Raw genomic sequence first — 21,105 nt, 5'->3', positions numbered from 1 at the left:
TGTGAAGCGGCGCATCAGGTCTTTCCGTAAAGGCCCTTTGCCATATAGATATGTTTTTTTATTAACCTTTATTTTCTTCATTTTTTCTACAGCTGCGGGGATGTGGATGATCAATAAAGGAATTACCCCTACTCTTATGAGCTTTGCAGAATCTCAGACAAGGAAAATTGCCTCTGTGGTTATAACAAAGGCTGTTATTAAGAAGACGGTTAACGTAAAGGATATTAATGATATTATGGAAGAAATTCCGGGGAAAAACGGTAAGGCCTCAAGTTACAATATGAAAACGGAAGTTATTAACAGAGCTCTGGCTGAAACCACACTTGAAGTTGAAAAGAACATCAAAATGGCGGAAAAGGGAGATCTGTCAGCACTTGAACAGCTGTCCGATGTAAAAATAGAAACAAATAAGCCAAAGGACCTGGAGGGTATCATTTGGTATGTTCCTTTGGGCCAGGCCTCAAACATTACCTTATTGGGGAACCTTGGGCCAAAAATACCCGTACGTTTTAATGCGATAGGAAACGTCCATCCTGATGTGAAAACAACAGTAAAACCAATGGGAATCAATAATACCTGGATTGATATTGCCATTCATTTGGAGGTCTCCATTCAAATTATCACCCCTTTTGACACAAAAATTACCAAGCTTTCACAAAATATACCGGTCGCAGCAGGGCTAATACAAGGGGAGGTTCCTCAGTTTTATAATGGAGGAGGAAGTTCCTCGCCGTCGTTCGAACTTCCGGTAACTGGAGATTAAAGATTGAAAGGACTGTCCGTCAAGGGCAGTCCTTTTTATGCAGTGGATTCTTTATTTTTTTCTCGCTTTTAATCTTTCGGTTCTCTCCCACATTCTTAAATGTGGATATGGATCAAAGGACCATTCAGAATAACCGTTGTCCTTGTACATGCCGTAATGCAAATGAGGAGGGAACTTTCCTGAAGTCCCAGGAGGCCCGTAGCCAGTGCTTCCCACCCCGCCTATCAAGGTGCCGGGTTCTACAATCTGGCCTACTCTAAGGTCCTTGGCAAAGCCACTAAGGTGGGCAAAATAATGATAGGTGTTGTTAATATCACGAATCCCTACTCTCCAGCCGCCAAATTTATTCCAGCCCTTCATTTCAACAATTCCATACTTTGTTGCCCGGACTGGTACACCGTAATGGGAGAAAATATCCGTTCCTTCATGTATTCTTCTCCCGCCCCAGCCTCGTGCATCTCCCCATGTATTGTTATAACTATGGTTGCTTCGAATAGGAACAGGAAAGGCGGAATCCTCTAAATCAATCCTTCCAAAGTGCCTGTAGATCTTTGCTTTGTCCGCAATAATACCCACTGTTTTATCACGTTTATAATAATCCCAAAGAGCAATTTTAATATTCTCCTGGTCAATTCCATAGGAGAGAAGATAAACAGCAAAGGAATAGAGAACATCTTCATCATCATTGATGCTTGCTTTTCTATCTCCGTTCCCATCGACCCCAGCGCCATTAAAAAAGGTGATGGAAGCTGGATTGGTATCTGAAGGATGGGGATTTGCTATCCCTGCCCATTCTTCCGGCCGGAAATAGATGCCGGTTAATCCCTGTGGTTTTGGCAAGTCTCTGCGAACCTGGCGGATGTTCCGCTCATATTGATCGATAGCGGCCAAGTAGTACCATGGGATTTGAGTTACAGCTTCTACTTTTTTATACAGGGCCATTCTTTTCTGATAAACATCTTCTTCTTCGGCATGTGCAGATTGGAAGGGTAAAAATATAAATACGAATACTGTTCCTAATATCAAAAGCGCCCGCACAGGAATCCTCCCTTCGGATAATATACAAAATTAGTTTGCAAAAAGAGCGTGAGATTTATTATGGTTAATAAATGGTAAAGATAAACTCATGGCTTGTCCTGCCTGTTTTAGTATGATAAAGTGACAGTTGAGACACTCATTCTAGTGCAGTGGAAGAGCAATTTTTCAGATTAAATGAGGTGGAATATATGAATACCAAGGGTGAACACTTGCGTAAACCGGAATGGTTAAAGATAAAACTTAATACGAATGAAAGTTACACCGGCTTAAAAAAGATGATGAGGGAAAAGAAGCTTCATACCGTTTGTGAAGAAGCAAGATGCCCGAATATTCATGAATGCTGGGCGGTAAGAAGAACAGCAACTTTTATGATTCTAGGAGATGTATGTACACGTGCATGCCGCTTTTGTGCTGTAAAAACTGGACTTCCTACTGAATTGGATTTACAGGAACCTGAAAGAGTTGCTGATTCGGTCACGCTTATGAATTTAAAGCATGTGGTTGTTACAGCAGTGGCAAGGGATGACCTAAAGGATGGGGGAGCAGCCGTTTTTGCTGAGACTGTTCGGGCTATTCGCCGTAAAAATCCTTTTACTAGCATCGAAGTACTTCCTTCCGATATGGGTGGAAAAGAAGAAAATTTACAGGTACTTATGGATGCAAAACCAGATATTCTGAACCATAACATAGAAACGGTCCGGAGGCTTACGCCAAGAGTTAGAGCGCGTGCTACATACGAACGTTCCCTTGAATTTTTGCGGAGAGCGAAAGAAATGCAGCCTAATATTCCAACGAAATCAAGCCTCATGATTGGAATAGGCGAAACCAAAGAAGAGATTTTGGAAACGATGGATGACCTTCGTGCTAATAATGTGGATATTATGACTATTGGCCAATATCTGCAGCCAACTAAAAAGCATTTGAACGTTATTAAATATTACAGCCCTGCTGAGTTTGAAGAACTGAAGGAAATTGCTCTAAACAAAGGATTCAGCCACTGTGAGGCAGGTCCGCTTGTCCGTTCTTCATACCATGCAGATGAACAGGTTAATGCTGCTGCCAAGCATAAAAGTGCACTTGCAGAGATTAAAGCACAAGAAGCATAAGGTGAAATATCAAAAAGAGTTCAGCTGAATTTTTAGCTGAACTCTTTTTTGTTATTTACCCATACTATTATTCGATTTACCTGTGTTATTACCGGACATCTTTGTGTGATCATCGGGTGTTTCGCCATTGGCGTTTTCACTTGCATTCATTGGTGCTCCCTGTGGAGACTTTTTCATTTCTTTAATTAAATTATCGACAAGATGGCGTGACCCCCTGCTTGTGGATTCCAGGTGTGATAAATTTTCTACTTCTCTGAACATCCTTTTGTTATCACTTACATAAACGTGATAATAGCGGGGAACCACTGACATTGCGGTTCTTTTTACCATATCGGCTGTCCGGTTTCTGTCTTGTGCATCCGTATCGTATGCAATTAGGACTTCCTGGTCGGTTACCAAAGTGGCAATATCGTTTATATTTGGCAGATCAGTTCCAAGACTGCTGATAACATGGGCCAACTGTTCCCGATTCATAGCAATTGGGCGTCCATTTGAGTGTGCATCCCCCATAACCGGGCTTTTTTGATGCCTCACATAACCAAAATCATTACTCATATTTCTAACGCCTTGTGTTTGCTTTTCATTATAAAGTTCATTGCGTTTATTATTAACATTTATGGAATGTCCGCTTTCCTCGTAAACATCCTTGTGGGACGCGTCATTAGAGCAGCCAACGGTGGCCATCAGGCAGGCAATTCCGAGTACTGACAAGGTTTTTTTCAATATTTACACCTCCTGTTATTAGGATTACCAATGACTGTGTTTTTTTCACTTAGAAATTCATGGGGAATCGGTTATAATGAGTATAAGGTAGCTGGAAAATAGAGGTGAGACAATGATTTCGATCAATAATACTACTTATGAGGTAATAGAGGATTATCGGACCGCTTTTAATGAAGATGCATTTAAAGGGCGGTTTAGTGATATTTTAGCGCGGTATGATTATATTGTAGGGGATTGGGGCTATGGTCAGCTCCGCCTCAGAGGGTTCTTTGATGACCAAAATCAAAAGGCCTCCTTTGATACAAAAATCAGCACATTAAGTGAGTACCTTTATGAGTACTGTAATTTTGGCTGTGCTTATTTTGTACTTAAAAAAGCAAAAAGTTAAAAAGGGGCCGGTACTACTTGTACCGGCCTTTTTGACTTATGGAGAATAGGGTGGCTGATCATCTCTGTTTGGGTCATCATGTGTTGGATGAGCACCAGGCATTTGTCTTGGATTATTCTGATGAAGAGATTTGTTTTCATAATTAAAGGGAGTATAATAACGCTGCCCTTTTTCCCAGGGCGTGCTTTTATTTTCTACAGGTTCATTTTCTCCAATTGGAGAACCATAAGGCCCTTCAGGCAGAGTTTCTACAGTAAGGTAGTCTCTCTGTTTTTCCACATTTGAAAAATCACTATATTTTTCCGCATCTTTTTTTGACATGCTTTCACTCCCATAAGAGCCAATTTTCTTAGCTAATCAGAATTTATATCCATAAATTCTGAATGCATATGCGCAACTACGGCTCTGCCCTCACCTAAGGGCTAAAGTTTTACCTTTTAATTTGTCTAGCTCCAGCGCCCAGCGCCTAGTGTCCATCCCGCTTCTCCCTACGATAAGTCAACATCGAAATGCTATACATTTCGTGTATCCTTTATCTCAGTCGAAGCGGGCCCCAGTCCATACGTCGCTGAACGGGCGCTTGCGCTTTTCTTATATTATGGTCATTTGAAAGTGAAACATGCTTTTAGCCGCAAAAATTATACAACTTCTGTTAAAAACGAACGCAGCTCTTCAGCTTCAGCTTCTGTTAGCTGGAAAGCATACTCCAAATAACCTTCTTCCTGAAGGTCATCCTGCCCAATAATCGCAAATCGGTTTCCCTGCATATCGAGCACGAGGCTTTTTCCATAATGACGGCCAGTTTGAATAATGGCAAGATCATAACGCTTATCTTCACCCAAAAAGCTCACAAAACGTGTATTTGCAGATTCTTTATCATCGTATAAAAAGAAATGGTCTGTCATAGTTTTTCTCCTTTGAAAATTGTTAGGAATTTAACTTTTCTCAATATTTTAATCACATTTAATCTTATCAGATTTTGAATTGAAATGTCAGTCCTCTGTTAAAGTGTTATTTTGAAAAAATTTCTTGTTAAGGAAAAATGAAGATAAAGAATGTGGTACAATAGTCTCAGGAAATGGATATCGACTTCTGAGAGGAATGAAACCGAATGGCCCGCCGTTATGTCGAAAAAGCGAAAAGGATATTAACATGGGGGAAACTCTTTATGCCTTATTCGGCCATGCGTTTTTATCCTCCTCAATTTATTGTAAGAAACCCCGTTGCTGAAGGAGTAAAAAATGCCTTTAACAATGGCTGCGAGGTGGCGGTCATTGTATTTAATATTAAAGATATAAAAGAATTGGCTGATTTGCTTGGCCAATTTCAATTCCAGGGTTATATGAAAAGAGTAAAAAAGTTCTTTCGGAATATAATTGAGCAAGAAATCGACATTAACGATATTATCACTCTTCATGATTTTTGTGGAGATGGGTTAACCTTATCAATAAGAGTAAATCCCGAGCATCATTCCATTTCTGAACTAGACCTTTTAATAAAAAGAATTTCCCGTGAAGCAGAACGTTTCCTCCTAATTGAATATCCGATGGTTCCTACCATTTTTCAAACAGGGTATATGTTTGTTGAGAAAAAACATTATTCCATCCAGGAAGCAGTACTCAAGGCGCAGCAGCAGGCTATTGCGATGGCTGAAAAGCGTATTGATACAGAGTTCAATGAAATGCTTTTTACAATGACAAGAATTGTTTCCCAAAAGGATATCCGCCTTCTTGCACAGCCTATTATTGATGTGGCGACAAATAAGGTCAGGGCTTGGGAGATGCTGACTAGAGGGCCAGCGGGAACAGTCCTTGAAAATCCGCTTTCTCTTTTTTCTATTGCAAGGCAAACTGGCCTTCTTTATGATCTGGAGATGATTGTTCTTGAAAAAGCTCTTCAGCAGGTAAGGGATTTAGGCTGCAAACAAGATATATTCCTCAATTGTACGCCGCTTACCATAGGGAATATGCGTTTTGTACGTGATATTAAAAAATTAATGATAAAATATAAGAAAATATCCCCTAAACAGATTACTTTTGAGATAACTGAACGCGACTCAATTGAGGGAATCAAGGACTTTAGTTATAATATTAAAGTTTTAAGGCTAATGGGCTTCCGACTTGCCGTTGACGATACAGGGGCGGGATATGCCAGTCTTAATACAATTAGTGAAATTATGCCGGATATTATAAAAATTGATCGCTCAGTCATTCAGAATATCGACAAGAATTCAGTTAAGGAATCGATGCTAAAAGGACTTCTGCTTGTGGCGAAAGAGGCTGGTTCTTTGGTTGTGGCAGAAGGAATTGAGAATGAATCCGAAGCATCCGTATTGTCCCGTAATAATGTGGATTTGGCCCAGGGGTATTTTTATGCAAGGCCTGCCGCGCTGGCAAAATCTATGGCTACCTAGAAACGACAAAGGAAGTGGACGTATGTATTTTGTGGACCGTAATAAAATTGAAGAGATTTTATCGTACCTGGAAGAATTGATTCGTACATTCTCCGAAGTAAAGAGTTGGGAAGGCCGATTAGAAAAAGCAGCTCTTGAAAGACTCACCCAGATGATGATTGAATCTATTTTGGATGTTGGGAATTTGATGATTGATGGATTTATCATGAGGGATCCAGGAAGCTATGAGGATATCATTGATATCCTAATGGACGAAAAAGTGGTTTCTGAAGAGACGGGCAAGAGCCTTAAAACGCTCATTTCATTCAGAAAGATGCTTGTTCAATCCTATACTGAAATCAGTCACAACGACCTGGCTGATGAATTTTCCAAAAGGTTTTCGGATATCCATGCTTTTGCAAATCACGTAAGAAAGTATCTGATTGAGGAGCTTGGTCCAGTTTCGGCATTTAAGAATTAGGTAAAAAGAGACCTTAGGGGTCTTTTTTTCATTTAGTATTATTTAGGATAGGGTAAGATACTCTTTAGGAGGGATAAGGATGAAAAAATATAAAGGATATTTAATTGACCTGGATGGGACGATGTATAAAGGAACCGAGAGAATTGAGGAAGCTTCAGACTTTGTAAAAAAGCTAAAGGAAAAGGGAATTCCTTATTTATTTGTTACAAATAATTCCTCCAGAACTCCTAAGCAAGTAGCTGAAAAGCTGAAGGGCTTCGACATTCCTGCTGAAGAAGAACAGGTATTTACTACAAGTCAGGCAACGGCCAATTACATATATGGAAGAAACCAAGATGCAAGTGTATATGTCATTGGAGAAGAGGGGATTCGGACTGCCTTAGAGGAAAAGGGTTTCCACTTTGCCGGTGAGGATGCTGATTTTGTCGTGGTTGGCATCGATCGCTCCATTAATTATGAAAAACTGACTATTGGCTGTCTGGCAGTACGCAATGGCGCGATTTTTATCTCCACAAACGCAGATATTGCACTTCCAACAGAAAGAGGATTAGTGCCTGGGAATGGATCTCTGACTTCTGTAATAACAGTTTCTACGCAGACTCAGCCTATCTTTATCGGAAAACCCGAGGCGGTTATCATGGAACAGGCATTAAAGGTACTTGGAGTCCCGAAAGAAGAAACAATCATGGTTGGGGATTACTATGACACTGACATCCTTGCTGGAATCAATGCAGGAATGGATACATTGCTTGTCCACACAGGTGTGACCACTAAGGAACTGTTAAAAGGATATGGCGTCCAGCCAACCTATACAATTGATTCACTAGATCACTGGGAACCATAAAAACCAAAAGCCGGGGCATGAGCCCGGCTTTTGGTTTTATAGTACTGGATATATTATCTTATTATTTTAAAAGTGTTTTCCTGTGCAAAAGTTTCTATTGGAGCCGCTGATGTTCGGCTTCCGCAAAGTGATATTCCTTAAGTAGTAAAGCTGGCATTGCTTTGCTTCGGGTTTTTATTCCACATGGGCTGCACGGTGGGCAAGCCTGCTTGAAGCAGCGGCTGCAATCGCACCGACAATATCGTCAAGGAAGGTATGGCATTCTCCTGTTGATTTGTCATTTAAGCGCCGTAAAATACCGGGCTTTTGTTTATCGATGTATCCATAATTGGTAAAACCAATCGAACCATATACGTTTACAATCGAAAAAGCTAGCACTTCATCGACCCCATAAAGACTTTCATCGGTTTTAATGATTGACTGAAGTGGCTCCTCAAGCAGTCCCTTCTCAGCCAGCATATCAAGCTGGATCCCCGTAATAATGGCATTTTGAACCTCGCGTTTTAAAATGACTCGCTCTACGTTCTCGAGGCAATCTTCAATTTTAAGATCCTTATGATACTGCTGCTGTAAAAAGTAGACCAAGTCGGCTATGTCCTGAATCTTTACTCCTCTTTCCTTTAGCCACCTGCGCGCGGTTTCTTCTGTTAAATCCATTTTTTTATCATCTGCCATAACCGAATCACCTTTTCCTTTAATTTTCCCTATATATATACCCTTTTCCCTTAAGGTATGCATTAGTGACCTAAAAGGGGAATGCTGGAATTTATTTCATACTTCAGCTTTTCCCTGTTTACTATTCTTATACTTTCAATAAACAAGTTTCTCATCCACAAACATATATATGTGATAAAGAAGAAAGTTAAATGGGGTGCGAGTATGCTTAAGCAGCTGCTTGAAAAGGAGTATGGAGTACAGGTTCAGGAATATATAAAAATAGATGCCTACGATGCACTGAGAGGGAATGGATGGCTTTATCTGATTGCAAAGCCAGGAGGCAGGGAAGAGGAGGAGGTAGCAGAACTTCAGCGCATTGCCGAACATCTCCATCAATATGGTGACAGACATGTTCCTTATTTTCTTACAACGAAGGATGGAAAAATTTTAACCAAGTGGGAAGAGAATAACTACTGTGTCTTTGCACGGAGGCAGGAAGAGGTTCCGCCTCCAAAACAAAAGCTTGGAAGAAAGCTTGCCAAATTTCATGAACGCGGTGGAATGGTGCCTTTTTATGTGGAAAGGTCCAGCAGGATCGGAAAGTGGAAAGAACTTTGGGAAAAAAGGCTTGAACAAATGGAAAAGGTTTGGAACGGGCTTCTTTTTCAATCGCCAGAGGATGAATTTGAACGTCTATTTATCGAAACCTTTCCCTATTATATGGGGTTGACGGAAAACGCTATTCAGTACTTAGTTGATACGGAAATAGACGTTGAGCCAGGGAATACTGACAATGGAACAGTATGCCACGAACGGTTCTTATCATCCTCCTGGGGGAAGGATTATTTAATTAAAAATCCATTTGACTGGGTTTTTGACCATCGGAGCCGGGATCTTGCTGAATGGACGAGGGAACGTTATTTTTATAATATACAAACCTATCAACGAGAAATTACTCAATTTTATGAGGACTACCAAAGTATTTCTTCCCTTTCTCCCTTTTCCTGGAGGCTTTTATATTCCCGGATTTTATTTCCTCTCCATTATTTTGAATGCATTGAAAATTATTATATAACGCGGTCTGAACAAGATAAAAAAATACTGGAAGAGAAACTGCAGAAAATTTTAAATCAATCCCGGGAATATGAAGCCTTTCTGAGAACTTTTTATAATTTAGCGGGTGCACCAGTAAGAAAAATGAAACTTCCAATGCCCGATTGGCTGATGAATTAAAAAGTATGGCTTCCTGTAACGAGAAAAAGGAGCTAAGAGGATAAAAAAAAGCGATTGCCGGATGGCAATCGCTTTAATATTTGCAATTAAAATACTTGTTCTACTTCAACAACACCGGGAACTTCCTCTAAAAGAGCGCGTTCAATCCCAGCTTTTAAAGTAATGGTTGAACTTGGGCAGCTGCCGCAAGCGCCAAGAAGGCGAAGCTTAACAACACCATCTTCCACATCTACTAATTCGCAGTCTCCGCCGTCCCTTAGAAGGAATGGACGCAATTTATCTAAAACTTCTTGAACTTGAGATATCATTTCTTGTTCTGTCATGTCAAAATCGACTCCTTTCATAATATCTATTATAATGTCATCAAGCGTAAAAATCCATTCTCTGAAAAAGGAAATTCTCAGTTAGAAGATATTTTTAGATTATTAATAAATTTATAGTGTAAAATAAAAGGAAAAAAAGAGAGGTTGCTGCATTGACGAATCAGGGAGTTGAAATTATTGTTTATGGGGCAGAGCAATTATGCCCAAGCTGTGTAAATATGCCATCGTCAAAGGAAACTTATGAGTGGCTTGAAGCAGCGGTTGCGAGAAAGTTTGCCAATCAGCCATTCAGAATTACATATGTTGATATCTTTAATCCGCCAGAAGATGGTTCAAAAAAGCAGTTTGCTGAAAGAGTAATTGAAGAGGATATGTTTTATCCGGTTGTTTTGATTGAGGAAAAAATTGTAGGCGAAGGCAATCCAAGGTTGAAAACAATTTTTGCAGAGCTGGAAAATCACGGTTATAAAGCTGAATAGCACGAAAAAATAAAGGCTGCTCCTTTAAGGAGACAGCCTTTTGTTATTGTCTAGCTTTTTAAACTCACCCGTTATGGTACTTGTACATCCAAAGAATACCCGACTTGATCAATCGTGCTACCCGGCCTGTAATAGCGCGTTCAGCCATCATTCCAAAACCTTGACGTTTTCCGAGTGATCCAAGGATTCCTTTAAGTTTTATAGCTGGGAAGAAAGGAGGTAATTCCTCGCCTTTCCAGCGCTTTCTAAGCACTTCAACTATCTGCTCTGCCTGTCCTTCGGCAAGCTGTGCACTAGGTGCATGCGGAAGGCTGGCACAGTCACCAACTATAAAAACATGCTCATCATTTGGCAAGTGATGGTGAGGAGTTATTTTTAATCGGCCAAGCTTATCTTTTTCACCATCAAGCGCGCGAACAATTCTGCTTGCCTGTATGCCTGCAGTCCATACGATTACATCACATGGAATAGGCTCATCATGGTTATAAAGCAGATTTTCTTCTACTCTTGTAATATTGGAATTATTGACTATCTCAACATTATGTTTTATAAACCAATTTTCAACGTACTTGCTGAGGCGGTCAGGAAAGTCTGAAAGAATATGATTTCCTCTATCGAAGAGTTTAATAGTTAAATCAGAGCGGCTCTCGCTCAGTTCACTTGCAAGCTCTACCCCGCTAAGACCGGCTCCGACAATGCCAACAACTGAACCAGGAGGAAGATTATTAAGTTTTGAGTAAGTTGCCCTCGATTTTTCAATGCTTTGAATACTGAAGGTAAATTGATCGGCACCCGGAACATTGTGATATTTATCTTCACAGCCCAGACCAATAATCAAGTCATCATATTCAACTGAATCTCCATTTTTAAGATTAATTTTCTTTTCGTCTAAATCCACGCCTGTTACTTCGCCATATGTAACCTGCAAGCGTGAATGCTGCGGAAAGGAAACACGAACTTCCTTGTCGGAAATGGTTCCTGCAGCTAAAGCATAATATTCAGTTTTTAAACAGTGATATGGTACTCGGTCAACCAAAGTGATATGAACATCCTCTGGAAGATGATCAGGAAGGAGTTCATTAAGAATCTTCATCCCGCCGTAACCGCCACCTAGGATTACAAGGTTTTTCATTGTCAATTGCCCCTTTTTAACACGATTCCATTCTTAGAAATTCCCTTAATGCTGTTTTATCAACGATTAAACCATCCTTCAAGGGAAGGGAAACCGTTTGCAAAGTCAATCTCAAATATTATCTGAATATAACGAAAATACCCGAACCGATTTTTTACCCATTAAGAGTATATAGGAATTGTGACGAAATAACAACATTTTTAATAGTATCTTGACATCATGGATTTAAAAGGAATTTGACGAGAATGGTTAAAAGGGTTAGGATAATATGTTAGTAGTGAGGTGAAAGTAATGATTCAGCCGATCATTGAATTTTGCATAAGTAATCTTGCAAGCGGAGCACAGAGAGCGCGTGAGCAGCTGGAAAAAGATCCTAATTTAGATGTGATTGAATATGGCTGCCTTGGGTATTGCGGAAAATGTGCATCTTCACTTTATGCACTTGTAAATGGAGAGCCAGTAACTGGAGAAACACCAGAAGAATTAGTTGAAAACATTTACCAATTTCTTGAGGAAAATCCAATGTTTTAATCATATAAAAAAGGGAATGGAAATAATTCCATTCCCTTTTCATATACCAATTAAATAACCCATGAACTTTTCCCATCGGTGGGGAAGTATATTAAAGATATTTACCCCTTCTGTGACAGTCAGTTAGTCCTCAATGACGCTTTTTAGCCACTTTTTTCAATTAATTTGTCCCCATGAAACCCTTTAACCTAAATGTACGGTCCTGGACTCTCGGATTTCCTGCCAGCGTTCCCGAGCCATTTCAATAATTTTTGGCTCAACCGATTGTCGTTGGCGTTCAATCACTTTTGAAAAATAATAAATGGCCTGTTCGGTCTTATTGGTTTTCCTGGATAATTCACCAGCTAAATAAAGTAGTTTAAACTCTGACATTTGGGTACCCCGAAAGTCATCAGTCTTATTTGATTCTTCATATTCCATAAGAGCAAGCTTCATAAACCGCTGTTCCTGCTCGATGTTTGGCATAATTCTATACAGCCATGCTATTCGGAGGTACATCCCCGCAAGATTAATATGTTTCTCTTTTTTTAAGGCTGCACAATAAATCGCTAATTTATATGTAGTAATAGCCTGTTCAATCGTTCTTTTTCCTCCGTAATTCTGTGGAGCCCATTTGCTGCACACTTTATCCTCTATATCCTTTTTACTGCTCAGAGGAAAAGATTTAAAGGTTTCGTCTGAAAAAGAAAATCCGCAATTCGGACAAACATATATATAATAAAAAATAGGGTTAACTTCATTTGAATGGTAAAGTGGCAGAAAGTCTGTATCATAACCGTTAATTTTGATAAATCTAGATCTTATTTTTTTTGAGGTAAATGGCTTTTTGCATATGAGACATTCACAAGCTTTATCATATAAAGGCTCGATTTGAGTCATTCGACTCACTCCTCACTTGGTTTTTTACTATGTTCATAGTATAAAATAGTTCTTTATAACTATTATTATAGACTATAAAGAATATAATTGGTTAAATATTTCCTGAAAATAGGGGATTTTTATGAACTCAATAAGTTGAGTACAGCTTATACAGCGTATATACTGTAAATAGGAGATGTTTCCTTAAGGGACTAATCTAGGATGCATTTGACTTTTTTTATAAAGAATCGTTTATAGATATATAAAGAAGTAAAACAAGGAGGAATTAAGATGGAAAATGAAGTAGTTATTTTATCAGAAGCTGCTGCACTTCAAATAAAAGAAATGATGAAACACAATGAAGAAGAAGGCTCTCTTTTAAGAGTTGGAGTTAAAGGAGGCGGCTGCAGCGGTCTATCTTACGGAATGGGCTTTGAACAGGAAGCTAAGGAAGATGATTTCAGCTTTGAACAGCACGGAATTCAGATTGTTGTAGATAAAGAAAGTTCAGCTATTCTTAAGGGCACTAAAATTGATTTCAAAGAGTCCATGATGGGCGGGGGATTTACGATTGATAACCCTAATGCTATCGCCTCATGCGGATGCGGTTCATCATTCCGTACTGCAACAGCTGCTGGAACACCAGAAGAGTGCTAATTTAAACATTAACCTTCCTGAGTCTTCAAGGCCAGGAAGGTTTTTATTAGCTAATCATTAGTATCCTCTTTCATTGGCCCCTTTTTAAGCTAAATTGAGGTATCGGACTGATTTATTGTTAAGAACTAGTAGAAGATCATTCCCTATTTAAATACGTTATGATTTAATGAGTAATCTGGACAAAAAAAGGCGCCCCGCTTTGGAGACACCTTTTAGATCTGTTTAAACTTCGGTTGAAGGCTGATATTTATTGGAACATAGAAGAACTGTGAAGAGGCTGAATTTTTGCTTTAGGATCCATAAATGCTTTAGCATTATTAACGGCAGTTGGAGCTTCGCCAAATCCTGAAGCGATAAGTTTAACTTTACCATCATAGGTGCAAACGTCTCCAGCAGCATAAATTCCTGGTACATTTGTTTCCATTTTTGAATTTACTACAATGGAGTTCTTTTCAATTTCAAGACCCCATTCCTTAATTGGGCCAAGAGAAGAAACAAATCCGTAGTTAACAATAACTGCATCAACGTCAAGGGCTTCCTGCTTATCTCCTGAAGCTTCCTTAAGAACAACTTGTTTAACTCCGGAAGCGTCACCAATCAATTCAGCTGGAACGAATGGAGTTTTTACCTCCGCTTTTGAATTAAACAGATTTTCTACGCTATGCTCATGGGCACGGAATTTATCCCTGCGATGTACGATTGTCACTTTTTCAGCAATTGGCTCAAGCATAAGAGCCCAGTCTACGGCAGAATCTCCACCACCGAAAACGACAACTTTTTTACCGGCAAAATAATTTAAATCATCAATGAAATAGTGCAGGTTAGTGTGCTCATACTGAACAGCACTATCCAATTCAAGACGGCGCGGCTGGAATGCTCCATTTCCAGCAGTAATAATGACGGTTTTGGAGTAATGAATTTCTTTATCGGTAGTTAATTTAAAACTGCCATCTTCCTGCTTTTCAAGCTTTTCAACCGATTGCTCCAGAGCCACAACAGGATTGAATTTTGCCATTTGTTCTTTTAGATTATTAACGAGTTCCTGGGCACGTACTTTAGGAAAACCCGCAACGTCGTATATATATTTTTCAGGATAAAGCGCTGATAACTGGCCCCCAAGCTGTGGAAGGCTCTCAATAATTTTAACAGACGCTTGTCTCATTCCTCCGTAAAAAGCGGTAAATAACCCTACTGGGCCGCCTCCAATAATGGTAATGTCGTATACTTTTTGATCTTCTCGCAACTCCATATCCCCCTAACTATGTAGTAAAGAAATCCATTTAATATCATACCACAAATATTGGATTTGCTCACTGATATCTCTAACGATTATATAGTGTTTAAAACCTAGATTATCCTTTCTTAATGTTGGAATAAAGAAATAGGTTTATAATTGGAAATTTCTTTAGCTAAGAAAACAATATAAATAGCTTGAAAAAGCTGCAGAAAAGGAATAAGATGTATTTTGGACATATTGTTACTGTTTTGTGACAATTTTAGCACATTTTTTTGACCTATTTAGTGAACTTTATCACAAACTTTTTTCAGCTATAAAAAATAATATTTCCAAAAGCAGTAGAAACTAAGAAATACTCAAAAATTTATTATAAAAGGTGGAAGTGATCACTTTGAGAAAGCCAAAAATAGTTATTCTGGGAGCTGGATACGGGGGATTAATTACTGCAACCCGTCTGCAAAAAATGATGGGAGCAAACGAAGCTGATATCGTTTTGATTAACAAAAACGATTATCATTATGAAACAACATGGCTGCATGAAGCTTCAGCTGGTACCCTTCATCATGATCGTGTCCGTTATGAAATCCGTGATGTAATTGATAGAAGTAAAGTTGAATTTGTACAGGATACTGCTGTGGAAATCAATAAAGAAGAGAAAAAAGTTATTTGTGAAAAAGGCGAAGTTTCTTATGATTATTTAGTTATCGCATTAGGTGCAGAGCCCGAAACCTTTGGAATTAAAGGCTTAAAGGAATATGCTTTTGGAATTGTAAGTGTTAATTCAGCACGTCAATTACGTGAGCATATTGAGTACCAATTTGCTACTTATAATATGGAAGAAGAGAAGAAGGATGAAAGACTATCTATCGTAGTTGGAGGAGCAGGTTTTACAGGAATTGAATTCCTTGGAGAGCTAGCTAACCGTATTCCTGAATTATGCCACGAGTACGATGTGGACTTCCATAAAGTAAGAATTATCTGTGTAGAAGCAGCACCAATGGTTCTTCCTGGTTTTGATCCTGAGCTTGTAAACTATGCTACATCTTATCTTGAAAGAAAAGGTGTAGAATTCATGATCGGGACAGCGATTAAGGAATGTACTCCTGACGGCATTATTGTTGGTAAAGGTGAAGAGGAAGTAAAAGAAATTAAAGCCGGCACAGTTGTATGGGCTGCTGGTGTTCGCGGTAATTCCATTATTGAAAAATCAGGATTTGAAGCAATGCGCGGCCGTGTAAAGGTTCAGCCAGATCTTCGTATTCCAGGACAGGATAATGTTTTTGTTATCGGCGACAGCTCATTAATCATTAATGAGGAAATTAACCGTCCATACCCACCAACTGCACAGATTGCTATGCAGCAGGGTGAAGTTTGTGCACGCAACCTTGTAGCGCTCGTTCGCGAAAAATCAGAACTTGAAGCGTTCAAACCAGATATTAAAGGAACTGTTTGCTCACTTGGTGAAAACGATGCAATTGGCGTTGTTTATGGCAAAAAGTTAACAGGAAGCAAAGCATCCTTTATGAAGAAAATGATTGATAACCGTGCATTATTCATGGTTGGCGGTCCTTCTCTTGTACTGAAAAAAGGAAAATTCAACATTTTTTAATCCATAACTAAGAGGACAGAGAAATCTGCTCTTCAGCTTGTCGACAAAGAGGGTTCGGAATGCTTTATTCCGAACCCTCTTTTTTGATTTTATTGAGATCTCCTATTGGATTATACCAATCTTATCCACGGACTCATGGCCTATACTGGCCCCTTCCATGTTCAGTTGTCCATCTTTTTAATTCAGGGCAGCGAAAGTTTGCGTCGCCTGCATTAACAACCATCTCAAGGTTGTATGCCAGGCTTATTTTTGTGTCTCGGGAATATACAAGCGACCTCTTAGGGGCTCAAGTTTTACAGACTCACGAACCTCACTTAGAAAGCATGTGCCTGAAGGGGAAATCAACGGGAAAATGTTAAAATAGAAATAACCATTTATGGGAGGGACATATATGCCAAAGGAAAATAAACGGGGAAAGGTATGGCTGGCCGTTGCTGGACTTGTAAAGTCTAAAGATGGAAAATGGCTGGTTGTTAATAAAAAGTACGGTGGATTAAAGGGAAGCTGGTCATTGCCTGCCGGTTTTGTTGAAGCAGGTGAAACGGCCGATGAAGCTGTAATGAGAGAAGTAAGAGAAGAAACAGGTATTGATTGCAGGGTAAAAGGTCTTATTGGCCTAAGAACTGGTGTTATAAAAGGTGAGATAAGCGATAATATGCTTGTTTTTCTGCTGGAACAACAGGATGGGGGAACATTAAAACACCAAGAATCTGAGCTTTTTGAAGCCCAATTTATTTCAACTGAAGATCTTGCTAAGGACAAAGATGCTTCCGTTCTTCTTCATTACCTGCTCGATATTGAAGAAGTCTTATCAAGGCCTTCGGCAGAAGGTTTAAACCCGGGAGATCAATTCGGTTATACATCCTATAAATTGTTCTTTTAGTTAATTGGCTGTTTTAAAGCTCATTGAGGGCGGGAAATCAACAGGTAAGTTAAAGAAGGAAACCAGTCGCTTTAAGTACTTTTGTAAGCAAATTAATAAAATTTCTGATTTATCAAAAAAATGAGTAACTAAGAGGAATTGAAAGATAATTCAATATGTATCCGTTTACATTGTCCATTTCAGCCGAAATTGAACCTTTTCAAATTAGGTGTTTTCTTGGTATATTATCAGAAAATTAAGTAAATATCTTAAGGAGCTGATCGGTGATGAAGAAAACGGATACTAACAAAGAGTGTGATTATTGTTCAGGTAATGGATATTTTCAATTGCTTCTCGGCGGATCTGAAACCTGCAGCTGCTGCGGCGGTTCAGGAAAAAGCAAAGAGTAAAATAAATTTAAACATGACGATTGACTCCTTTTTCTGCATTCAGTACACTTAGTGTTGATGTGCAGAGGGGGAGTTATTTATGTCGATTGGTGTTTTAATCATTTCGATGCTGTTATTTTTCGTATTGTTTTTTGGGATTGGTTTCTTATTGAATATGCTTTTAAGAATGTCCTGGATTATGGCGGTCATTTTCCCCATAATAGCTATTCTTATCATAGACAAGGTCCGCTTCATTAATTATTTTACAGACAGCGGCAATGCATTTAAAGATCTGGGAAATCGGGTTATGTCTCTTGGTTCTGCAGATGTCCTAATCCTTATAAGCGGATTTTTAGGCGCTATTGGAGCCGGTATTACAATCAAGCTGCTTCGTAAAAATGGTTATCAAATGTTCTAGTCTTTTACTTTCGAGTAAAAGACTTTTTTTATGTCCGTTTTAGTAAGTTTTAGGCTGTTTAATCATTTTTTTGCTCCAAAGAGGCATACTTTCTCCAAAGTTGGGAAATTATTATGTTTGGGAGGAGTGAAAAAATACATGACAAAATTTAAAACTTGGACAAGGCGTTTTGCCATGACAGTTCTATTTGTAATGGCGCTATTAACGACCTTCCAATCCATTTCAGGCGTTGAAGCGAAATCCCTTATTTCCGTTACTGCCATAGCAGATAGCTGGCAGCAGGAAGAGTATGCAGATTCTTTTTTTACACATAAACTTAAGCAAATTGATCTGGCATTCAAATCTTTAAAACGGGTGGCAGAAACAGAACCACTTATTTCATCCAGTGTGGAGGCAGCGGCACCGCCGCAAACTTTAGAGGAATCTGTTAATTGGTCAAAGTATCCCAAAAAAACAGTGACAGCTACAGGTTATACCGCTGGTTATGAATCAACAGGCAAATATAGCAGCCATCCGGAATACGGGATTACATATTCAGGAGTCAAAGTTAAGCGTGATTTATATTCGACAGTCGCTGCTGATTTGAACGTTTTTCCAATTGGGACAGTCCTCTTTATTCCTGGTTATGGCTATGGTGTGGTTGCGGATAAGGGCGGGGCTATCAAAGGCAATAGGCTGGACCTCTTTTACAATACTGTCCAGGATGTTTATAAACAGTGGGGCAAAAAGACCCTCGATGTCTATATTGTTGAGATGGGCGAGGGAAAGTTAAGTGAACAGCAATTAAAAGAATGGAACGAAAATGAATCTATGCAGGTGTTCCGTCAGCAATATACAAAATCAGAGTAAAAGCAGGCCTTGTGCCTGTTTTTCTTTTTTTAGCTAATCAGAAATTTATATCCATAAATTCTGAACGCACGACGGACAGGATAAGGAAGGCTTCGTCAGCATTATCATCGCACGAAGGAAAAGCACCTGCTTTTCCGAGGAAGTCCTAGTCAGGCGAAAGGCACAGGACAAGGAAAGCTACGTCAGCTTTGCCTCGCACGAAGAAAAAGCATAGCTTTTTTGAGGATGTGCCGATTTGAGCGTGATAAGCAAAACTAAGGCATCCGCCAAAAAGGACTTGGCGAATGCCAAGTTTTTCTAATGGCTTTATCATATGATTCATCTGTTCTTTTTTATTTACTCATTGTGTTATTCACCAAGTTGATTAGAGCGAAAAGCGGGAGACTCCTGCGGGAAAAGCGCGACCAACAGGCAAGTTAACAATGTTTTTATAAAAAAGTAATAGAAGAAGTTTTACAAGCCCTTTAATTAGATATTCGAAATATTTACTCCTTTTCGTTATAATCAATGTATAACACCCATTAGCATGGTTTAAACAACAAATTCGGAAAGTCGTGCTAGAAAAATGTGGGAAAATTTATCGGGGGTGAAGGAATTGTTCAATGTAAGCAGAAATTTTGATTTGCATAGTGAACATGAAGGCATTGTTATTGGGTTATTTGACAAGCCTGTAAAGTTTGAGGGACCTTTAGAAAAGCTCGATGAAGCTTTTGGAGGTCAGCTGACTGAACTTGTTAAAAGCGGTGATCTTTCAGCGAAAGCAAAGGCTGTAAATAAAGTACATAGCTTTGGAAAAATAGGGGCAAAAAGAATTTGGGTCTTGGGACTTGGGAAACCAAAGGACTTAACGTTTGATTTACTGAAGGAATCACTTGGTGCCCTGTTTAAAGCCTTAAAGAAGAGCAGGCAGGAGGAAGCTGCATTCCTTCTCGATTCCTTTGTTGGACATGAAGAATTAGATGCTGAAGCCGCTGCACATGCATTAAGTGAATCCTTTGCGCTGGCAACTTATGAATTTGAGGGATATAAGCAAAAATCCAATGAGCCAGTTAAGAAGCTTGAGCAAATAACAGTCTACAGCACGTCAGAGGAGGCAGAAGCAATCCAGGCTTCGCTAACAGTAGGTTATGCTTATGGTGCAGGAACAAACTCAGCTAGGATGCTTGTGAATCTACCTGGAAACATGCTGACTTCAACGGATTTAGCAGAGTATGCCGAGGAGCTTTCCAATAGATATGGATTTGAATCGGAAATCCTCGATAAAGAAGAAATTGAAAAGCTTGGCATGGGAGCATTCCTGGCAGTTAATCAGGGTTCCGCGGAACCGCCAAAAATGATTGTTCTTAAGTATCAGGGTAAAGAACAATGGGAAGATGTCATCGGTTTAGTCGGTAAGGGCATTACTTTTGATACCGGAGGATATTCCATTAAAACAAAAACAGGTATTGTCGGGATGAAGACCGACATGGGCGGTGCTGCAGCTGTACTTGGCGCAATGGAGATTATTGGGGAATTAAGGCCGGAACAAAACGTTGTGGCTGTCATTCCATCTACGGACAATATGATAAGCGGCGGAGCATTTAAACCTGATGATGTTATTACCTCTATGAGCGGAAAAACCATTGAGGTGCTTAATACAGATGCAGAAGGACGGCTTGTTTTAGCGGATGCCATTACGTATGCCAAACATCATGGAGCAAATTATTTAGTGGATGTGGCTACTCTTACTGGAGGAGTTATTACTGCCCTTGGATTGCATACTACAGGTGCTATGACAAATAACGAGGCATTGTTTGAACAGATATTAGAAGCTTCTGCGGAAGCTGGCGAGCCCATTTGGCAGCTTCCAATCTTTGAAAGGGATAAGGAAAGAGTGAGGGGAAGCAAAATCGCTGATCTGAATAATTCTCCTGGATCTGAAGGCCATGCTGTTATGGGAGGAACTTTTATCGGTGAATTTGCTGAAGAAACTCCTTGGGTCCATCTTGATATTGCAGGTACAGCTACTTCTTCAAAGGAATATAACCTTGGACCTTCAGGTGCTACAGGAGTTATGGCCAGAACCCTTGCCGTTTTTGTGGAATGCTTTGAACCATTTCAAAAATAATTTTTATAAGCTTCCGGAATTCCGGGGGC

At 39.5% G+C, this 21,105-nt stretch carries 25 protein-coding genes; 16 read left to right on the top strand and 9 right to left on the bottom strand.

The features are described 5' to 3' along the window. Position 1 precedes the first annotated feature (1 nt). Positions 2-763, top strand: coding sequence for a sporulation protein YunB (gene yunB, locus AC3WR0_RS04160; protein ID WP_492551117.1), 762 nt, complete (start codon positions 2-4; stop codon positions 761-763). Positions 764-814: 51 nt separating this feature from the next. Here yunB and AC3WR0_RS04155 read toward each other — a convergent pair whose 3' ends face one another. Then, on the bottom strand, positions 815-1,801 hold the full coding sequence (locus AC3WR0_RS04155; RefSeq protein ID WP_492551116.1) for a M23 family metallopeptidase: 987 nt from the start codon (positions 1,799-1,801) through the stop codon (positions 815-817). A 188-nt stretch (positions 1,802-1,989) separates the two neighbouring features. Here AC3WR0_RS04155 and lipA point away from each other — a divergent pair, with 188 nt between their 5' ends. Beyond that, positions 1,990-2,907 carry a lipoyl synthase gene (lipA, locus tag AC3WR0_RS04150; RefSeq protein ID WP_492551115.1) on the top strand — a complete coding sequence of 306 codons (918 nt, stop codon included), beginning with the start codon at positions 1,990-1,992 and terminating at the stop codon, positions 2,905-2,907. 51 nt (positions 2,908-2,958) lie between these two features. On the opposite strand, the gene AC3WR0_RS04145 is transcribed toward lipA, so the two are convergent. Then, positions 2,959-3,630 carry a YhcN/YlaJ family sporulation lipoprotein gene (locus AC3WR0_RS04145; RefSeq protein WP_492551114.1) on the bottom strand — a complete coding sequence of 224 codons (672 nt, stop codon included), beginning with the start codon at positions 3,628-3,630 and terminating at the stop codon, positions 2,959-2,961. A gap of 112 nt (positions 3,631-3,742) precedes the next feature. Here AC3WR0_RS04145 and AC3WR0_RS04140 point away from each other — a divergent pair, with 112 nt between their 5' ends. Beyond that, positions 3,743-4,018 carry a YutD family protein gene (locus tag AC3WR0_RS04140; protein ID WP_492551113.1) on the top strand — a complete coding sequence of 92 codons (276 nt, stop codon included), beginning with the start codon at positions 3,743-3,745 and terminating at the stop codon, positions 4,016-4,018. A gap of 36 nt (positions 4,019-4,054) precedes the next feature. Here the strand turns inward: AC3WR0_RS04140 and AC3WR0_RS04135 are convergent, their stop codons facing one another. Then, a complete protein-coding gene (locus AC3WR0_RS04135; protein ID WP_027320593.1) occupies positions 4,055-4,339 on the bottom strand; it encodes a hypothetical protein in 285 nt (94 codons plus the stop codon). Positions 4,340-4,656: 317 nt separating this feature from the next. Further along, positions 4,657-4,923: a DUF3055 domain-containing protein gene (locus AC3WR0_RS04130; RefSeq protein WP_027320592.1), complete on the bottom strand. Its 267-nt coding sequence runs from the start codon at positions 4,921-4,923 to the stop codon at positions 4,657-4,659. Positions 4,924-5,129: 206 nt separating this feature from the next. Between AC3WR0_RS04130 and AC3WR0_RS04125 the strand changes: the two genes are divergently transcribed. The 3 genes from AC3WR0_RS04125 to AC3WR0_RS04115 all read left to right on the top strand — a co-directional run bounded on the left by AC3WR0_RS04125 (position 5,130) and on the right by AC3WR0_RS04115 (position 7,735). Next, positions 5,130-6,431 carry an EAL domain-containing protein gene (locus tag AC3WR0_RS04125; RefSeq protein WP_492551112.1) on the top strand — a complete coding sequence of 434 codons (1,302 nt, stop codon included), beginning with the start codon at positions 5,130-5,132 and terminating at the stop codon, positions 6,429-6,431. A 22-nt stretch (positions 6,432-6,453) separates the two neighbouring features. Next, positions 6,454-6,891, top strand: coding sequence for a DUF86 domain-containing protein (locus AC3WR0_RS04120; RefSeq protein ID WP_492551111.1), 438 nt, complete (start codon positions 6,454-6,456; stop codon positions 6,889-6,891). 79 nt (positions 6,892-6,970) lie between these two features. Next, positions 6,971-7,735 carry a TIGR01457 family HAD-type hydrolase gene (locus AC3WR0_RS04115; RefSeq protein ID WP_492551110.1) on the top strand — a complete coding sequence of 255 codons (765 nt, stop codon included), beginning with the start codon at positions 6,971-6,973 and terminating at the stop codon, positions 7,733-7,735. A gap of 174 nt (positions 7,736-7,909) precedes the next feature. Here AC3WR0_RS04115 and AC3WR0_RS04110 read toward each other — a convergent pair whose 3' ends face one another. Further along, positions 7,910-8,410 (bottom strand): phosphatidylglycerophosphatase A family protein, encoded by a 501-nt coding sequence (locus AC3WR0_RS04110; RefSeq protein ID WP_027320588.1) that lies wholly within the window; start codon positions 8,408-8,410, stop codon positions 7,910-7,912. A gap of 204 nt (positions 8,411-8,614) precedes the next feature. Here AC3WR0_RS04110 and yutH point away from each other — a divergent pair, with 204 nt between their 5' ends. After that, positions 8,615-9,625 (top strand): spore coat putative kinase YutH, encoded by a 1,011-nt coding sequence (gene yutH / locus AC3WR0_RS04105; protein ID WP_492551109.1) that lies wholly within the window; start codon positions 8,615-8,617, stop codon positions 9,623-9,625. An 86-nt stretch (positions 9,626-9,711) separates the two neighbouring features. On the opposite strand, the gene AC3WR0_RS04100 is transcribed toward yutH, so the two are convergent. Next, a complete protein-coding gene (locus AC3WR0_RS04100) occupies positions 9,712-9,948 on the bottom strand; it encodes a NifU family protein (RefSeq protein WP_027320586.1) in 237 nt (78 codons plus the stop codon). Positions 9,949-10,100: 152 nt separating this feature from the next. Here AC3WR0_RS04100 and AC3WR0_RS04095 point away from each other — a divergent pair, with 152 nt between their 5' ends. Continuing rightward, positions 10,101-10,427 (top strand): YuzD family protein, encoded by a 327-nt coding sequence (locus AC3WR0_RS04095; protein ID WP_492551108.1) that lies wholly within the window; start codon positions 10,101-10,103, stop codon positions 10,425-10,427. A 64-nt stretch (positions 10,428-10,491) separates the two neighbouring features. On the opposite strand, the gene AC3WR0_RS04090 is transcribed toward AC3WR0_RS04095, so the two are convergent. Then, positions 10,492-11,559 (bottom strand): NAD(P)/FAD-dependent oxidoreductase, encoded by a 1,068-nt coding sequence (locus AC3WR0_RS04090; RefSeq protein ID WP_492551107.1) that lies wholly within the window; start codon positions 11,557-11,559, stop codon positions 10,492-10,494. Between the two features lie 291 nt (positions 11,560-11,850). On the opposite strand from AC3WR0_RS04090, the gene AC3WR0_RS04085 reads away from it, so the two are divergent. Next, a complete protein-coding gene (locus AC3WR0_RS04085) occupies positions 11,851-12,090 on the top strand; it encodes a YuzB family protein (RefSeq protein WP_027320583.1) in 240 nt (79 codons plus the stop codon). 183 nt (positions 12,091-12,273) lie between these two features. Here AC3WR0_RS04085 and AC3WR0_RS04080 read toward each other — a convergent pair whose 3' ends face one another. Then, positions 12,274-12,969 carry a DUF2225 domain-containing protein gene (locus AC3WR0_RS04080; protein ID WP_492551106.1) on the bottom strand — a complete coding sequence of 232 codons (696 nt, stop codon included), beginning with the start codon at positions 12,967-12,969 and terminating at the stop codon, positions 12,274-12,276. A gap of 270 nt (positions 12,970-13,239) precedes the next feature. Between AC3WR0_RS04080 and AC3WR0_RS04075 the strand changes: the two genes are divergently transcribed. Beyond that, on the top strand, positions 13,240-13,605 hold the full coding sequence (locus AC3WR0_RS04075) for a HesB/IscA family protein (protein WP_027320581.1): 366 nt from the start codon (positions 13,240-13,242) through the stop codon (positions 13,603-13,605). A 247-nt stretch (positions 13,606-13,852) separates the two neighbouring features. Here the strand turns inward: AC3WR0_RS04075 and AC3WR0_RS04070 are convergent, their stop codons facing one another. Further along, positions 13,853-14,848, bottom strand: a complete 996-nt coding sequence (locus AC3WR0_RS04070; RefSeq protein ID WP_492551105.1) for an NAD(P)/FAD-dependent oxidoreductase — start codon at positions 14,846-14,848, stop codon at positions 13,853-13,855. A 376-nt stretch (positions 14,849-15,224) separates the two neighbouring features. Here AC3WR0_RS04070 and AC3WR0_RS04065 point away from each other — a divergent pair, with 376 nt between their 5' ends. The 6 genes from AC3WR0_RS04065 (at position 15,225) to AC3WR0_RS04040 (ending at position 21,076) form a co-directional block, all read left to right on the top strand. Continuing rightward, on the top strand, positions 15,225-16,451 hold the full coding sequence (locus AC3WR0_RS04065; RefSeq protein ID WP_492551104.1) for an NAD(P)/FAD-dependent oxidoreductase: 1,227 nt from the start codon (positions 15,225-15,227) through the stop codon (positions 16,449-16,451). Positions 16,452-16,842: 391 nt separating this feature from the next. After that, complete coding sequence (locus AC3WR0_RS04060; protein ID WP_492551103.1) at positions 16,843-17,334, top strand: NUDIX hydrolase; 492 nt, start codon at positions 16,843-16,845, stop codon at positions 17,332-17,334. A gap of 266 nt (positions 17,335-17,600) precedes the next feature. Next, positions 17,601-17,723, top strand: coding sequence for a YuiA family protein (locus AC3WR0_RS04055; protein WP_196814295.1), 123 nt, complete (start codon positions 17,601-17,603; stop codon positions 17,721-17,723). A gap of 79 nt (positions 17,724-17,802) precedes the next feature. Next, complete coding sequence (locus AC3WR0_RS04050) at positions 17,803-18,120, top strand: YuiB family protein (protein ID WP_492551102.1); 318 nt, start codon at positions 17,803-17,805, stop codon at positions 18,118-18,120. A 138-nt stretch (positions 18,121-18,258) separates the two neighbouring features. Beyond that, positions 18,259-18,969, top strand: coding sequence for a stationary phase survival protein SpsC (gene spsC / locus AC3WR0_RS04045; RefSeq protein ID WP_492551101.1), 711 nt, complete (start codon positions 18,259-18,261; stop codon positions 18,967-18,969). Positions 18,970-19,564: 595 nt separating this feature from the next. Further along, on the top strand, positions 19,565-21,076 hold the full coding sequence (locus AC3WR0_RS04040; RefSeq protein WP_492551100.1) for a leucyl aminopeptidase: 1,512 nt from the start codon (positions 19,565-19,567) through the stop codon (positions 21,074-21,076). The last annotated feature ends 29 nt before the right edge of the window (positions 21,077-21,105 follow it).

This window comes from Neobacillus sp. FW104-15D2, assembly GCF_058790155.1.
Note: the sequence above shows the minus strand (reverse complement) of the source record. Positions and strands in the feature narration are given on the sequence as shown.